This is a genomic window from Paenibacillus sp. J22P169, assembly GCF_059691995.1.
In genome coordinates this window covers 411,392-427,919 of the sequence record NZ_JCAUAO010000003.1, presented here as the reverse complement: position 1 = coordinate 427,919, position 16,528 = coordinate 411,392, and the positions used below count along the sequence as shown (strand labels likewise).

9 protein-coding genes are annotated in these 16,528 nt (G+C 47.1%); 1 reads left to right on the top strand and 8 read right to left on the bottom strand.

Translation table 11 applies throughout. The annotated features are described in order from the left end of the window. Nucleotides 1-24 precede the first annotated feature (24 nt). Nucleotides 25-1,482, top strand: a complete 1,458-nt coding sequence (locus tag AC58QG_RS19650) for an esterase-like activity of phytase family protein (protein ID WP_497363823.1) — start codon at nucleotides 25-27, stop codon at nucleotides 1,480-1,482. Between the two features lie 67 nt (nucleotides 1,483-1,549). Here the strand turns inward: AC58QG_RS19650 and AC58QG_RS19645 are convergent, their stop codons facing one another. The 8 genes from AC58QG_RS19645 to AC58QG_RS19610 all read right to left on the bottom strand — a co-directional run bounded on the left by AC58QG_RS19645 (nucleotide 1,550) and on the right by AC58QG_RS19610 (nucleotide 16,519). Then, complete coding sequence (locus tag AC58QG_RS19645) at nucleotides 1,550-3,913, bottom strand: helix-turn-helix domain-containing protein (protein WP_497363822.1); 2,364 nt, start codon at nucleotides 3,911-3,913, stop codon at nucleotides 1,550-1,552. Nucleotides 3,914-4,035: 122 nt separating this feature from the next. Next, nucleotides 4,036-7,068: an alpha-mannosidase gene (locus AC58QG_RS19640; protein WP_497363821.1), complete on the bottom strand. Its 3,033-nt coding sequence runs from the start codon at nucleotides 7,066-7,068 to the stop codon at nucleotides 4,036-4,038. Nucleotides 7,069-7,281: 213 nt separating this feature from the next. After that, on the bottom strand, nucleotides 7,282-8,391 hold the full coding sequence (locus tag AC58QG_RS19635) for a GntR family transcriptional regulator (RefSeq protein WP_497363820.1): 1,110 nt from the start codon (nucleotides 8,389-8,391) through the stop codon (nucleotides 7,282-7,284). Nucleotides 8,392-10,036: 1,645 nt separating this feature from the next. Then, nucleotides 10,037-11,758 carry a response regulator transcription factor gene (locus AC58QG_RS19630; protein ID WP_497363819.1) on the bottom strand — a complete coding sequence of 574 codons (1,722 nt, stop codon included), beginning with the start codon at nucleotides 11,756-11,758 and terminating at the stop codon, nucleotides 10,037-10,039. Nucleotides 11,759-11,784: 26 nt separating this feature from the next. Then, nucleotides 11,785-13,521: a sensor histidine kinase gene (locus AC58QG_RS19625; protein WP_497363818.1), complete on the bottom strand. Its 1,737-nt coding sequence runs from the start codon at nucleotides 13,519-13,521 to the stop codon at nucleotides 11,785-11,787. A gap of 75 nt (nucleotides 13,522-13,596) precedes the next feature. Then, nucleotides 13,597-14,616 carry a zinc-dependent alcohol dehydrogenase gene (locus AC58QG_RS19620; protein ID WP_497363817.1) on the bottom strand — a complete coding sequence of 340 codons (1,020 nt, stop codon included), beginning with the start codon at nucleotides 14,614-14,616 and terminating at the stop codon, nucleotides 13,597-13,599. Nucleotides 14,617-14,635: 19 nt separating this feature from the next. Next, nucleotides 14,636-15,523 (bottom strand): carbohydrate ABC transporter permease, encoded by an 888-nt coding sequence (locus AC58QG_RS19615; RefSeq protein ID WP_497363816.1) that lies wholly within the window; start codon nucleotides 15,521-15,523, stop codon nucleotides 14,636-14,638. Nucleotides 15,524-15,559: 36 nt separating this feature from the next. Beyond that, nucleotides 15,560-16,519 carry an ABC transporter permease gene (locus tag AC58QG_RS19610; protein WP_497363815.1) on the bottom strand — a complete coding sequence of 320 codons (960 nt, stop codon included), beginning with the start codon at nucleotides 16,517-16,519 and terminating at the stop codon, nucleotides 15,560-15,562. Between the last annotated feature and the right edge of the window lie 9 nt (nucleotides 16,520-16,528).

Below are 16,528 nucleotides of genomic sequence, written 5' to 3'. Positions count from 1 at the left end.
ATACCGAGGGGAGAATGCCTACAAATGAAACGTAAATGGATCGTGTTGACATCTTTACTGCTTGCTCTTCCAGTGGCTGTTTCGGGAACAGTAACGGCACAGCAAGTAAGCGGGGTAACTTCCGAAAATGTATCGTACTCAAGCAATGGAGCAGTGATTAAGCCATCAGCACCTGCTGTAAATTTGGACGGCAGCTTGTATATGCCAGTTCGCGCACTATCTGAAGCCATGGGTAAATATGTCGATTGGGATGAGTTCCGTAGCAGCGTATCTTTGACGGACAAGCCTGTTTTGACTGGTAAATATGAGCTCAAGGCACCGAATCTTGCAGAAGGCATTAAAATGGGCGTAGGTTCCTCGTTAACACACCTTCCAGGAGATCCTGATAATGTATTCTATACGACGGCTGATCGCGGGCCAAACGGTCAACCGACGATCAATGGTAAAACAGTGCGTACGTTCCCGCTTCCAGACTACATACCAACGATTTATAAAATCGAGGTTAGTAAAGGCGAAATCAACATTTTAGATAAGTTCCCTTTAAAGCTCGCAGGTATAGACCCTGTGTCAGGTAAAGAAACGATTACCGGGCTTCCAAATATTAAAGGGCGCGATGAAGAGCCTTATGATGCAAAAGGCGAGAAGGTACTCGCTTACGACCCATACGGACTTGATATTGAAGGATTGGCCTACAATCCAAAAGACGATACCTTCTGGATTTCTGATGAATACGGTCCGTCCATTGTCCATGTAAAACGCGATGGTACGATCATTGAGCGTATTGTGCCTAAAGGTTGGTCCAGTCAGGCGTCCGCTTCGCTTGTGCCTTCCCGCGAGACGCTGCCAGAAGTATACAACAAACTTCGCCAAAACCGTGGAGCTGAAGCAGTTGGCATTACACCTGATGGCAAATATATGTTCATGGCCATGCAGAATGCGCTTCGTAATCCGGATAAAGCTATGGACAATTCACGTCAGGTACGGATTATTAAGTTTGATCTAGCAACGCTCAACCCGGTTGCCGAGTTTGTATACGTTCTTGAAGATGCGAAGCAATTTAAAGAGCTGGCTCAAGGAGATATCGTAATCTCCGATATGGTTGTCGTGAACGAGAATACGCTGTTAATTGATGAGCGGGATAAATTCTCTGGCGATAAAGCGCAGTTAAAGCGCATTTATGCCATTGACCTTTCAACAGCTACCAATATTATTGGCAAGCATGACACTACAGCAGCGGCAGGTAAAACGATTGAGCAAATGACAACTGCAGATTTGAAAGCAGCTGGTATTCTGCCAACTACGAAGCGAACCGTACTGGATGCCGTGCAATTCAAGTTCCCTTATGAGAAAATTGAAGGTGTTTCACTCATCAATGGTGATACACTTGCGATCACGAACGATAACGATTTCGGCATTGATAGCACCAGCCCAGAAAATGGTACACTTCTTTGGACATTTAAGCTGCCATACACAATTAAATAGATTTTACGTAACGAACAGACCCGGAAGTCCAATGATGGAGAACCGGGTCTGTTTACTTTTTGCTATATCACCGCGTCCGCTTCGCCATATACTCCCTCGGCGTCATCCCAAACTTGGCCTTGAACAGTTTATAAAAATAGCTTTCGTTCTCCACGCCAACGCGCTGCATGATCTCCTGGATACTAAGCTTGGAGTTCTCCATCCACTCCACCGCTTTATGCAGCTTCACTTGATTAATATATTCGGGAATCGACATCCCGAGGTGGATTTTGGATATTTTGCTTAATTTATATGCAGGCAGTCTCATCATTTCAGAAATACTTGCTGCTGAGAGAGAGGAATCAAAATAGTTGGAATCAATGATTTCCTTAATCGTGTCGGCGACGACTTGGTTGCCTTGAATGCCTTTTTCTTCACCTTCGCTGTGAATGGCGCGTACCGCTTCCAACAGGAGTCCCTCGAATTGTTCAATCGTTTCCTCCTCATACAGCTCGCGACTCATAAGCCTAGCGGGAACAGCAATCGGTTCCTTACTCGTACGATTCATCTCAAAAATCGTCTTCTTCAAATGGTGCACCACCTGCATACTCACCAACATGATGCTGCCATAGTCCAGCTTGCGGATCTGCCCGAACACCTCACGCAGTCTTTCTTCTGTTTTGACCGCATGCCCCTTAGGCACCGCATCCGTAAATTTACCGACCATCTCCAACACGTGCTCGATATCTACATTTTCTGTATTCGCGTCAATACGTGCTTGCGTGATCACAGACTTCGTTCCAAAAACGTACCGATAAGAGCTGTTAGCTAAGGTTTCGTTATAGGCGGCGGCAATCGCCGTATATTCCGTAATGACATTGCTGACCGTTGCCGAAAAAGAGATATGGTAGTGCTTTTGAATGTAATTTTGCGCTTCCTGCAGCGCTTGTTCCACTTGTTCCACGGATTCGAGTTGACCGTCAGCCGTGTTCAATAGAATCGTGAACGAGTCATCTTTCATATCTACGGTTTGGGCGACACTCATTTGAGATATGGCATCCGTCGTTACATTGGCGATCGCGAAGCGCAGCAATTCCCTTTCGGCCAAGCTTTTATGGCTTAGGAATTTTTTATATTCGTCGATGCGCAAAACGCAGACTAAGAACGGTTTATCTTTCGTTAAGGCGTCATTCAACAGCCTCAGCACATCCTCAAATTCAGCTGCATTCATACTGTAGCTATCTGACATCAGCTTTTTCAAAAAGTAAATCTTCATGATGCTCGTATTATTATTCTTCTCGAGGTTGTATTCATATAACTGTTCTCTCGACTTCCGATACACCTCGGTCAGATAGGAAAACTCGTCTTTCACACCAGGCTTCAGGAATCCTTCTCTTCCCGCTCCACCCAGCGATGTCTGTTCCATGAGCCTTCTCACCGGCTTGTAAATACCGCGAGAAACCGATAGCGTTAAGAGCAGCGCCCCGACAAAAACAGCTCCCGTAATTAACAAAATCGTATCCAACAGCTGCTTCAGATTTGCGTACACTTCTTTATATGGCTTCGCTTCCAACAGCGTCCATCCCGTATTTTCCAAATAGATATACGATACGATGAACTTCTCACCATTCACTTTGGACTCATAAAATCCAGCCGGCTCTCCCGCATGCATGCGATCTTGGGATACTGACGTTTCGAAAGCTTGCTTAATCGTAACTGCCGAGGCATTGGCAGCGATCAAATGGGTGGTATCGGTTTCAATGAACTGATTCTTGTTGTCTAAAATATATAAATCGCTTTGCGTTCGCGAATCAAATTGATTAATCGTTCGAATGTTATCCACGAGCCAGTCCAATTTCACGTTGAGAATGATGGCGCCATCCATCACACCTTTTTCATCCACATTTTCAAACATGATATAACTCAGTACAGTATCGTACGTAGGATTGGCGGTAGTGCCGCCGGTTTGCATTTTCCGCACAATCGCTTTCAACGGCGTAATATGAGGATTCTCTGCGAGAACCTTATCTAATTCGGCATCCTTATGGTACAAATCACCGAATGTGGAGTAGTACATCTTCTTATGGTTGTTATAAACATAGACCGATTGAACGAACGGATAATTGGCGACGACGGTCGCATTCAGTTTATTAATCGTATTCATATGATCATACGTCTCTTCGTCATTCAAATACATGAGCGCCTTGACGTCATTATTACCGTATGTAGAAAAGGTGAGCTTACTGATCATCGTGTCCAAATAATCGATATTGTACTTCATTTGGGACAAGACCTTCTGGCTTCCCTCGTATTCGCTTTGAAACACATTTTTCTCAACATTCACGTAGATAAGGCTGGAAAATGAAAGTAAGATGAGCAGGATAATGCAGTTAATCCATAGAAAAATGCGCAGCAAATACTTCTTTTCCTGAACAATTCGCCAAAGTTTCATTCCAGTTCCCCCCTTATGTCTACTCAATAGTAGGCACGAATCCCATGCCCCTTATTATAACCCTTTCAACGGGAACAGTCCCTAGTGATTTGCATCATAGGGACTTTCTAGAGCATATATGACTATCTCATTCGAATCGTCTTCACTTCAAAAGGTGTAAAAGATAACGGTAGGGTGCTAACGCCTGTTCGATCGCCGTAATCAGTGATTTGCTGTTGTTCCAGCATGTCGGTTTCATAAGCCTGTGTGATGGCTATGCCCAAGTGAAGTAAGCACCGTGTCGTTGCCCCCTTGGCTTCGTAAGCTCTTACGATCCAATCACCGGAGCCATCTTCGGCAAGCTTGATCGTGTCAAGGATGATGTTGGCACGATCGCAGCTCATTAGACTGAACGATTGGTGCACGGTGCCGGCAGCAGCTACGACTGGACTGTTCAATTCGTAAGCCTCCTGAATAACTGGATTGCTCATAAAGCCTTTATTCCAGATGTGCATCGCATACGTAAACTCATGCAGGCCCTCATCCGCTCGATCATCCGGGTAGCTGGGAGCTCGCAGCAAGGTTAGATTCATATGCTTACCTAAGGCATTCATACCGTATTTGCTATCGTTCAAAAGGGAGAAGCACCGGTCTCCTTCCACGAAGGCGGACCATTTGTGTTGATTGACTTCGTAACGATCTGCGTCATGGAGGCGTGAGAAATGATTTGGCCTTTTGGCATATCCAAATTGAATCTCATTCAGCACTTCTTGGCTGTGCAGGTTCACATGAAAGCCAACCTTCAGAAGCTTGTGCTTCTCTTTCCACATGATCTTTGTACGGAAATCAACACGTCTGCTGCCTGCTTCCAGGCGAATTTCTTGTGTAAGTGTAGATTGATTTAAAGTGCGCTCCACAAGTATGGATGCGAAAAGAGGGCCCTCAGCCAGCACGGTAATCCGTGCTTTTTCGCTCAGTTCAATCGGTGAATCCGTGTAACGGCGGTCGATTTCCCAAGCATCATAATTAGACGTTTGATCGCGATACATGAGGAATTGGTTGCTCAGACCGTTTGACCAGTCCTCGCCTGTTTCCTTATCGATCAGGCTGGTGATTTCGCCGAATTCATTGAGGCTGAGTTTCAGCCACTGATTTTCTAACGATGTAGGTGTTGCAGAGAGCTTGTTTCTGATGACGGATTCGTTGCGGTTTAAAACCTCCGTATCCAAAGTAGTGTAGCCCATAGCTGGGAGCTTCACTTGGATATAGGTTTTGTCGCCGTGTATTTGTGTGTTTGAAAGCTTCCCGTCTCGAACGTCGTTGGATGGAAGCTCCACGATTGCCGACCGCTCCCAAGCTAGGGAATTGAAGAGCGTCTGTCTTTCGCTGGTTGGCGAGATTAGCGCCATTAGCGCTTCACCCGTTAATTTATTCGCCGAATTTAGCACCTCTTCAAAAGCCTTTTCCGCCTCAACATGTACCCTTGTAATGGAGGTCCCAGGCAAAATATCGTGAAATTGCAGTAGAAGTAGGTTACGCCACGTTTCAGCTAAGGATTGTTTGGCATAGGAGTGCCCATGTAATTTGGATGATATCGCGTTCCAAAGCTCTGCCTCTCTTAATGCAAATTCGCCAGCACGGTTGCCACTCTTCATCTTCGCTTGGCTGGTGAACGTTCCCCTGTGAGCAGGGTAGTACAGCTCTCCAACATAGTGACTTTCCGGCATGCCTCGCTGCTGTACATCTTCGAAATAGGCGATGGGTGAGGCGATCTCCGTCTGTGGCGCACCTTCCAGGTTGCCTAATCTACGTAGGAACTCCAAGTCATCGCGATTCGCTCCGCCGCCCCCGTCCCCGTATCCGAATTGCACGAGTCGGGTGGAAATGTCCTGTTTTTGGATGCGTTCATTCCACTGGAGGAGGACATAAGCCGCATCCGTTGGATTCGGGAACGGACCATAATCCAGTAAATGAACATTGACGGTGGAGCCGTCGATCCCCTCCCACGTAAATGTATTGTAAGGGAACGGATCCGCTACATTATCATAGGTCTGATACATTTTGACCGATGCAAAATATCGAATGCCACACTTCCGCATGATTTGCGGTAAGCTCCCCGAATAGCCAAACACGTCTGGCAGCCACAGCATTTCATTATCTACGCCGAACTGTTCGCGGAAGAATGCTTTGCCGTATAGAAATTGACGAACAAGGCTCTCGCCGCTTGGGATATTCGTATCCGGTTCGACCCACATTCCGCCCTCCGGAATAATTCTGCCTTCCGCAACGTAATACTTCATCCGTGCATATAGTTCAGGGTATAGATCTTTGACCATTTGAAACAAATACGGCTGACTTTGCACATACTTATACTCCGGATACTGCTCTAGAAGCGCCATCTGATTGGATAAGGTGCGGGCAATTTTGCGTTTCGTCTCTTCAATCGGCCATAACCATGCGATATCTAGATGAGATTGCCCCATCATATATAACTTAGGTACCGTAGACCCGTTCACGCAATCTAGCAGCGGTTTTAGAATTTGCCGGCCTTGCTGAGCTAAATTCGCTAGTCCAGTGTAGTCGTTGTTGTCGTGGGTCCCCCAGTCCAACGTAGTGATAAGCTTGCGGAACCCTTTATCGATCTCGCTAACGCGTAAGGAAGCAGGGTCGATCCCGTTGCGGAGTTGAAGCAAGGTCTGCAGGTCGATGAAGAACTGATACAGTTCTTCATGCACGATTACAACTTGTGAAGTACCGTAAACGGGTAATGCACGATCATGGCCTGCGTAAACTTCAGTAAGGATCTCGTATACGTCACCGCTCGAAGCATCTCGTGATAGTGTGACGCCGATATGCTGCAAATCGCTTGCCCCCGCCAGCTTTCCGTTGACATAAATGGTGCTCTCTCCACCAATATTAAAATGTAGTTCTACGCGTTTGCCTGCACACTCGGGAGTTATGGCTACTGTGGCTTTGAACCAGCCGTAGTGTGAGCTTTTGCCCCAAATGGTGCCGGGTTGAATGGCTTGGAACGAACCATGAATAGCTTCCTCGTAGGGAAGCCACTGGTTAACAAGGGTATATTGAAAATCGACGCTAGCGATCGGTCGATATATGAGTTGATCTTTTTCCTTGAGCCACTTCTCTATGTGGTACAACAATTCTTTAGATTGCATGATGGAAGCCTCCGTCTGTCGGAAATGTTGATATCTGTATCAATTTTATTAATACAGTTTTGTTAATCTGTATTATATTTATAACTAAATAATAAGTTCACTCTATGTTTGTGTCAATCATATATTTGTTGATGGCAATTGTTTAATACAGTTAATACAATGCATGGCATGAAAAAGAGCCCCATTACTTTAATGGGGCTCTTCATTGTACGACTACACAGTATCAATCGTATCGCCAATATGGATTTCTGCCTGACAAATCTGACCCTGAACGGAGAAGCGATCCTTCTCGTTCAACTCATGCATAAGCTGTATCGCAGCGGCTCGCCCCATGTCGTAAAAAGGTTGATTAACGCCAGTTACATTGCGCTTCAATTTACGATTCACATTCAATGCATCGTAAGTGACGAGCGAGATATCCTGCGGGATCGAGAGCGCAAGTAGTTCCGTGGCTGCGATAACCGCCTCTGCAATTTGATCATTCGCCGCAAAAATAGCCGTGCATGAACTTTCTTTTATAACCGTCGAAACCTTGTGACTATACGCTTCAAGCTCATCTTCAAAATTTTCAAACTCCGTCGGTATCAACACATCCTGATCCGAGTTGAAAGGAACGCCTGCATCCATAAATGCTTGCTTCATGCCCAGTAAACGTTCATGGAACGTGCTTAAATCCGAGTTACGAATGAACAGAATGCTTTTATGTCCCTTTGCGAGCAGCATTTTCGTTAGTTTATATGCCCCCGCAACATTATCGCTAGTGACATACGGAAGATCACTGTTATATAAATGGCGGTCGAGACAGACAACCTTAATGCCATTAGTTTGCAATAATTGATACAGCCGTTGATTGCGTTCTTCATGCTTGGTATCGTAAATCGGGCTTAGGATCACGCCGTCCACTCGTTTGGCAACCGCACCCTTCATTAACGATTCCAGCTTATCTAGGTTACGGTCATCGCTATAGCTCAACAAGTGGAAGCCGTGCAGATGCAGCACATCTTCAATCCCTCGCAAAGCAGTGGCCCATAACGGATTTTCAATCCCGATAACCGAAGCCGCCACTAGACCCGAACGGTTCGGATCGGCGGTTGTTGTAGGGGCCGCGACGCTCTTTTCCATATAGGTGCCCCTGCGGTTATCCCGCTTCAGCAAGCCTTCCGTGCACAATTCCTTGATCGCTTTCTCCACCGTGTTCACACTGGAGCTATAATATTTTGCAAAATCACGCGACGACGGCAGCCTGGCTTCGCCCAGCCATTCGCCTTCCATGATTCGTTTTTTGATTTCATCCTTAATACGTGAGTAGGGATAAGTTGTCATCGTAGTCCTGCCTTTTGGATCAGAATACTTTGACTATAGGGGAATTGTATTAACTGTGTCAACATTTGTTCATTTACTGATTAGCATACCGCCACCCTCGCTTCAATACCGCCATCTGCAGCTCTCATTGTTTAAACAAGTAGATCTCTGCTGGGCATGAAAGTGCCCAGTCAAATAGGCTCTTCAGTGTGATCCGAGAAATGCTCCTCTCTTGAGGCCCGCGAATTAGAATAACTGGAAAACCTACAGCTATTTTTGGACAAATTCGCTCCAAATTCAGTATAACTGGAAAACATACAGTTAATTTCCATCATTCTGACCAATCTGACCCTATCGACTAAAATTAACTGTACAAAATCCATCTAATCCTCATATCCCCACCAAATTGCTGAAATTAACTACATAAAATACAGTTATTACTTGGTGGGACGTGTGAACGGGGGCGGGGGATGGGAGGATTGAGGGTGGAGGATGTGCGCTGGCGACCAAAGGAGGGGTTTCGGGTTTCGGGTTTCGGGTTTCGGGTTTCGGGTTTCGGGTTTCGAGAGCCTTCCTCCCCCCCACTCACCTAGCTTAACACCACCATCTGCAGCTTTCAGTGCGCTTTAACAAGTAGATCTCTGCTGGGCATGAAAGTGCCCAGTCATGTAGGCTCTTCAGTGTGATCGGAGAAATGCTCCTCTCTTGAGGCCCGTGAGTTAGAATAACTGGAAAACCTACAGCTATTTTTGGACAAATTCGCTCCAAATTCAGTATAACTGGAAAACATACAGTTAATTTCAGTCATTCTGACCAATCTGACCCTATCGACTAAAATTAACTGTACAAAATCCATCTAATCCTCATATCCCCACCAAATCGCTGAAATTAACTACATAAAATACAGTTATTACTTGGTGGGACGTGTGAACGGGGGCGGGGGATGGGAGAATTGAGGGTGATCAAGGGTGGAGGGTGTGCGCTGGCGACCAAAGGATGGGTTTCGGGTTTCGGGTTTCGGGTTTCGGGTTTCGGGTTTCGAGAGCCTTCCTCCCCCACTCACCTAGCTAACACCACCATCTGTAGCTTTCAGTGCACTTTAACAAGTAGATCTCTGCCGGGCATGAAAGTGCCCAGTTAAATAGACTCTCCATCGCGATCCGAGGTGAAATAACTGGAAAAACTACAGCTATTTTTCAACTATTTCGCCCCAATTTTAGTTTAACTGGAAAACATACAGTTAATTTCCATCTTTCTGACCAATCTGACCCTATCGACTAAAATTAACTGTAGAAAATCCATCTAATCCTCATATTCCCACCAAATTGCTGAAATTAACTACATAAAATCCATTTATTACTTGGTGAAAGGTGTGAACGGGGGCGGGGGATGGGAGAATTGAGGGTGACCAAGGGTGGAGGGTGTGCGCTGGCGACCAAAGGATGGGTTTCCGGCTTCGGGCTTCGGGTTACGGGTTACGAGTTACGAGTTACGAGTTACGGGTTACGAGTTACGGGTTACGAGTTGCGAGTTACGGGTTTCGAGTTCCGGTTTTCGGTTTTCGGCTTTCGGGTTTTGAGCACGGCTTCCGTGTTACGACTTCCTGTTTCCCGCTTCCAGTTGCCGGGCTTCCAACTTCCGGTTCCCGGGGTGTGGGTCGCCCCACTCACCCCATCTTACTCTTATACTGCGTAGGCGTAAAACCCGTAAAACTCTTAAACAACTTACAGAAATAGCGATAGTCCGAGATGCCAACTGCGCCGGATACTTCGTATATTTTCATCGTGGTCCGCTCCAGCATTTCGCTTGCTTTCTCCATACGAACCCGGTTCACGTATTCCAAAAAGTTCTCGCCAATCTCCTGTTTGAACATCTGCCCCGCATAAGAGGGATGCATATGAACGAGCTTGGCGAGCTCTGCCAACTGCAAGTCCGCTTGATAATGCTCGCGAATGTAGCGGCACATCCATTGGATCTCCTTGCGTACTGTTCCCGGAGGCCCAGCTTGCAGATTCCACCATTCGCAGATGGCGTCAATGTTCTCCAGCCACCAAGAGCAGTACGTGTTCCACATCGTCAGCCGATCGATGCCACTTAACCTAGCGACGACTGCTTCTGGCAGCCGCACAAGTTCAGGTTGCAGCATTTGTCTCGTCAGACGGAGCAGATCCCCCGGATGAATCGGTGGCTCGCCCAGCGTGATCATCACGTTTACTGCCTCACGGAAAGCTTCCACATTCTCACGCTGCAGGGCCTTGACGACAGCCGCCGTCCACTCCCTCGTCTGCTCCGCATCGAGTCGGCGAAGCACGGTCGGGGGCTTACTCTGATCTGAATAGAAGTATGCAGCAAGCCCATCCCTGCCTTTGCGCATAAGGTCGGCTAGCTGTTTACCTGTCCACCGTTGCTTCCCTAACTCTTCTACAGCTCCAATATGAACGATGCTTTTCACAGAAGCGAAAGCACGGAGCGCCTCTTGCGCTATTTTTGCTAGTTGCTTCAAATGAAAGACAGGCACCTCTCGCTTCGACCCGATTAGTATTAGTAATTGGCTATGTTGCAGGGGCAGGATAGCTAACCCGTTACCATCACCTAACGTCTGCGCATCCAGTTTGGCTTCAAGTACTTCAGCTAGTTGGCTTTGCAGCTGCACAAGTTCCTCTACTGATGGATCAACTTGCCCCACAGCTATCCTCGCACTAGCGTCCATACTTGCCTCTGTTCTTGCCTCTGTTCTTGCCTCTCTACTTGCCTCTGTTTCCGCCTCTGTTTTTGCCTCTGCACTCGTCTTCGCACTTGTGTCCGAACTCGTCATCACACGCCAGCCCATCGTGATACCTGCCACATAACCCGCGAATTCTACACCGGCAAGCCAATCACCAGGCACAGGAAGCTCTTGCATACTTCCATCGCCCTCCAGCAACCGATCTGTCCATTGACGCTTCTTCGTCCACTCTTTCTCCCGTTCCAGCTTAAGCCGCATCTCTAGTTTGTGATCTATATCGATCTCTTGCTCCAGGTCCTCCGCCACCTTGCGGCAAGCTTCTAGGATTTGCTCAGGTGTTTGCGCAAGCTTAATTAAATAGTTATCCACACCTAGTTCAATCGCCTGCCTCGCATACTCAAACTCACCATATGCGGTCAAAATAACGATTCGAACGCGCGGCCACCTTTTCCGCACATAGGCAGCCAGCTCCAACCCGTTCATATTGGGCATCGTAATATCCGTAAGCAGCAAATGGGGAACTTCCCGCTCGATCATGCTGATTGCTTCTTTGGCACTAGAAGCCGCGCCCATGAACATAAATCCCCCGTCTGACCAAGGAATACGCTGCGCAAAGCGCTCCCTTACCCATTTCTCATCATCCACCATCAGTATTTTCAGCATGATCGTCTCGTCCCCTCTCCCCTACGCTATCCGTGCTCTCTCGACTCCCCGTTCGGCAGATGAATCGTCACCGTTAACCCCTCATCCAGTTCATTGTCAAAATGCAGCCCATACGGATACCCGAATGTCATCCGCAGTCGCTCTTGGACATTCCGCATGCCCAGATTGTTCAAACCTTTATTCGCATTGGCTGCGCCTGTTTCCTCTAGCAGTAACTTCAGCTTATCCGGAGGGATCCCCGGTCCAGTATCGGAAACTTCCAGCAACACGCTGCGTCCTTCTTTCTCTTTTCCGCAAACAATAATATGATTAACGCCTTCTTTCGTGAGTCCATAGAAAATACTGTTCTCTACCAATGTAATCAACGTCAGCTTCGGAATCGGCGTCGCGTTGTAGATCTCTGGCACGGCAATATCCATTACAAATACGTCCCCATACCTAAGGTTCATAATCTGCACGTAATTGTCCAATTGCGCTAATTCATCCTCGACCGTTACAATGTCGCCTACCTTGTCCGTTGAGTATTGCAGCAGCCCCATCAATGAGCGAATCATCTCGCACATCTCCTGCGTTTGTCCCGTTTCACCCAAACAATAGATCGCATTGAGCGTATTATTCAAAAAATGGGGATGAATCTGCGATTGCAGCACCTTCAGCTCGTGATGTCGCTTCTTTTCTTCCGCTACGCGCAAATCGTCAAACAAGGATTGGATGTCATCCATCATACCGTTAAAACCATTGGCAATATGCGTAAACTCATCATTGCGTTTGAGCTTGATCCGCGCTTCGAGCTCCCCGCGTGCAGCTGCCTTGAATTGTCTTGTAATCGCCGTCACCGGCTTACGAATATAGTTCGTAATCCACACGGAAACGATGAAGGCAAGGATGATCGCCACTAGTAAAACAAATACCAATTGCTGTTTCAATGAGTCAATGAGCGGAAAAGCTTGCGACTCCTCAATAACGGAGAAGACGAACCAATCCCAGCGATTTTGATTGGAGCTAAGGACCATATAGTTGCCAAATGAGGTGTGAACGGTGTTAAAGGAAGTACCACTTTGCTGAGTAAGGACCTGTAACGCTTCTTTCATTTCCAAATGATTGAGATACGTCTTCGGGTACGCTAGGTACGTGTTCGTGGAGAGGTAATCGCCTTGGCCTGTAAACAAATAGATGCGCCGCTGATTGTCTGGATCGTCTTGAATAATTTGCGGTCCTGTCAGCGCATTTAAGTTAACATCCATGGCCACCACTCGCCGGTTGTCGATCTGCTTAGCGACTGTGAGGACGAAGTGGTCATTGATTGTATGAGGAGGGCTCCACCAAAAGCCCGTTTTACTCGTTTGATTGGTGATTTCGGCTATGCGATCAGCCGGGATATAAAAACGATAACCATAAGGAGAGCTGATCCGTACCTTGTCATCCTCGATCACATAAATACTTGCGATCTCCTCCTGATGGTACGACAAGACATTTTCCATGAGCTGGATGAAATCTTTTTCCCCCATATTGTAGAGGACTGGCGTGGAGAGGAATATCAATTGCGTTTGTATATTATTCATTAAGGTTTTAATATAATTTTCGACTTGTACGACGGAGCCTTGCAGTACTTTTTCGTTATTTTGCTTGATAGGCTCGAACAATCGTTGGTAGCTGAACACGCCGATCACCAGAAACAGCACGATAACCGACATAAAGGTAAGAATGAAGAGCTTGGTGGAGACGCTGGAAATGAAGTTAGTTCTTCTAAGCCGACGAAACATGCCAGATCCCCCTATACCTAATAGACCATTATATGGAACTCCTATATGTAGTATAGAAAATTAATAGAGATTTAACTAGAGTTCGGGACGAGAATCTCCATAACGAACAACGACGCCAAGCACTTGCTGCGGCGCATTACGGTATAGATCATACGCTTCTCCGATGCGTTCCAAAGGCAAAATGTGCGAGATCAGGGGCTCGATGCACAGCTTCCTCTCCGTCAATAATCGAATATATTCCGCCATATTGCGGCCCTCGGTCCAACGAACAAGTCCAATCGGAAAGTCGATGCCCTTCTTCTCGTAATCCCCCAGATATCGTCCAGGTCCTCCTGCACGGGAGATGAGGATTTGCGCTTCCTTTTGAAACATAAGCTCCCGATTGAACGCCATGCTTACATCACCGACGATGACAATCTTCCCTTTATCGCGGATCCAGCCTAGTGCCTTATCGATCATCCCGCTGTTGCCGCCACCGACACATAGAATCACAGCATCCACACCAGCTCCTCCAGTAATACCCGGAAGGTTAGCGCTCATATCTTCCTCGTTGTTATAAACCAACTGTGTGCCGGAGGCCGTTAGCTTCTCCGCACGCTCGGCTACACGATCGAGGCCGATCACGATGTTCGCCGAGGCTTGGGCAATTTGGCACACAATCTGCCCAAGTATGCCTAAGCCAACAACGAGGACAGACTCGCCGAACCGCAGGTCGGCCTGCCGTAACGCATGAATGGCAATAGCGCCGAGCCCTACATGAGCTGCTTCATGGTCATCCACCTGCTCAGGCAGGGGAACTACCAGATGCTTCGGAACCTTGAGAAGCTCTGCATGACGGACAAACGGCGAACCATAGCAGGCGACGCGGTCCCCTTTTTTCACATGCGAAATGCCTATCCCTACTTCCCTAACCTGACCCATGGCACTATAGCCTAATGAAATGGGCTCGTTAGAACGTATGTCCTTCAGCATCATTTCTGTGCCTGGACTGATCGCAGAGTACGCCGTTTCCACCAACACGTAGTTGGGTTCCACCATCGGCTCTTCTAGGTCAATGATTTCCACGCTGCCTTCTCGTGCAATGACTGCTCTCATCGATGTTCCAACCCTCCCATTACCCCTTAATTGAACCCAGCAATGCGCCCTTCACAAAATACCTTTGCAAAAAAGGATAAATGACTAACAGCGGCAATGTAGCCACAACTACCACGGCCATCTTGATCGTTTCTGGCGGCAAGGCATCCAGTACTAGTGAATTAATTGACAGCTCCGTAGAGACATTCGGCGTTTGAATCATACTCCGGAGTACGACCTGCATCGGCATGAGTGCTTTGTCAGATAGATAAAAGATTCCTTTGAAATATTCGTTCCAATGGGTAACGCCGTAGAACAGTCCAATGGTCGCCATAATGGGCGCAGACAATGGGAGGACGATGCGCAACAACGTTGCAACTTCACCACATCCATCAACGCGCGCGGCTTCCTCTACTTCAGCAGGGAGATTCTCAAAGTACGTTTTGACAATCAACAAATTAAATGTAGATACCATACCGGGTATCACAAGCGCCCAGACTGAATCATATAAGCCAAGGCTGCGCACCAAAATGTAAAGCGGGATAATACCACCGCTGAATATCATCGTAAACACAAGCGCCATCAGGATAAAATTGCGGCCTGGCACTGACTTTTTGGACAATGGATACGCTAGTAGTGTCGTTACAATCAGATTGAGCGTTGTACCTACCACTGTGATGAATACCGTAATCTTCAGAGCTTGCGGGATCCGTGGAGAGCCGAATATTTCTTTGTATGCTTGAAAGGTCATATGCTCGGGCCATAACACGAAGCCGCCATTTTTCATAACTTCCACATAAGGCGTAATGGAGACGATAGCCACATAGTAGAGCGGGAATAACGTGATCAAGGCGAAAAGGCCTAAGACTGTATAAATAACCACGTCCGCTGTATGATCCCCCTTGGTTTTATGACTCACAAAAGACATCCGAATCCCCTCCTTTTCCAAAATTGCCGTATGCCGCTACCATATCCCAGAGCCTCCCATTTTCTTAGCCAGTCTGTTGGCACCAATCACAAGTACGAGCCCTATGATTGATTTGAACACACCCATGGCTGCTGCAACACCGAACTCGAGACGCTCAAAGCCGTAGCGATACACCCAGGTATCCACAATATCTCCTACATCGTAGACACGAGCATTTAAAAAGATGAAAACCTGATCAAACCCTGCATCCAAGATGCCGCCGATGCGAATAATCAGCAGGAGCACGAATACATCACGGATACCTGGTAACGTAATATGCCAGAGCTGACGCCAACGTCCTGCACCATCTACGACGGCAGCTTCATAAAGTTCCTGGTTGATGGACGCCAGAGCCGCTAAGTAAATAATCGCTCCGAATCCGGTATTTTTCCAAATTTCTGTAAGAACGAGTAAAGGTCTAAAGAAGTCCTTATTTGTTAATAAATCAATCGATCCCCAACCCATATCGCGTACGAAAGTACTAATCAAACCTGAGCCTGGAGCTAGGAAGGAGAAAGCTAAGCCATACACAATGACCCACGATAGAAAATAGGGCCCATACGTAATCGTTTGTACAGCACGCTTAAACCATCTCACCCTAACTTCATTCAACATCAGTGCAAGGATCACATCCGGCACCATGCTGCCGACGATTTTGTAAATACTAATTAATAAGGTGTTTCTAATAATGCGTACAAATTCAGGATTGTCAAAAATGACACGAAAATTATCGAATCCCACCCAAGGACTTCCCCAGATGCCCTTCATGAGGTTGTAGTCTTGAAATGCAATCAATGCTCCCACCATCGGGGCGTAGTGAAACAGCGCATAATAGACCAACCCAGGGATCATCATGAGGTAAAACCATCTGCTGAGATATATGCTGCGTAGCTTGCCCTGCCTCATCGGGCGTGAAACGGTAGGTTTCTCTTGTCTTGCAGCTATGGTTTCCGCCATCGCCATCTC

What these genes read in the sequence shown, in the direction of transcription:
- AC58QG_RS19650 (WP_497363823.1), top strand. Translation starts at nt 25, where the DNA reads ATGAAACGTAAATGGATCGTGTTGACATCTTTACTGCTTGCTCTTCCA.
- AC58QG_RS19645 (WP_497363822.1), bottom strand. Translation starts at nt 3,913, where the DNA reads ATGAAACTTTGGCGAATTGTTCAGGAAAAGAAGTATTTGCTGCGCATT.
- AC58QG_RS19640 (WP_497363821.1), bottom strand. Translation starts at nt 7,068, where the DNA reads ATGCAATCTAAAGAATTGTTGTACCACATAGAGAAGTGGCTCAAGGAA.
- AC58QG_RS19635 (WP_497363820.1), bottom strand. Translation starts at nt 8,391, where the DNA reads ATGACAACTTATCCCTACTCACGTATTAAGGATGAAATCAAAAAACGA.
- AC58QG_RS19630 (WP_497363819.1), bottom strand. Translation starts at nt 11,758, where the DNA reads ATGCTGAAAATACTGATGGTGGATGATGAGAAATGGGTAAGGGAGCGC.
- AC58QG_RS19625 (WP_497363818.1), bottom strand. Translation starts at nt 13,521, where the DNA reads ATGTTTCGTCGGCTTAGAAGAACTAACTTCATTTCCAGCGTCTCCACC.
- AC58QG_RS19620 (WP_497363817.1), bottom strand. Translation starts at nt 14,616, where the DNA reads ATGAGAGCAGTCATTGCACGAGAAGGCAGCGTGGAAATCATTGACCTA.
- AC58QG_RS19615 (WP_497363816.1), bottom strand. Translation starts at nt 15,523, where the DNA reads ATGTCTTTTGTGAGTCATAAAACCAAGGGGGATCATACAGCGGACGTG.
- AC58QG_RS19610 (WP_497363815.1), bottom strand. Translation starts at nt 16,519, where the DNA reads ATGGCGGAAACCATAGCTGCAAGACAAGAGAAACCTACCGTTTCACGC.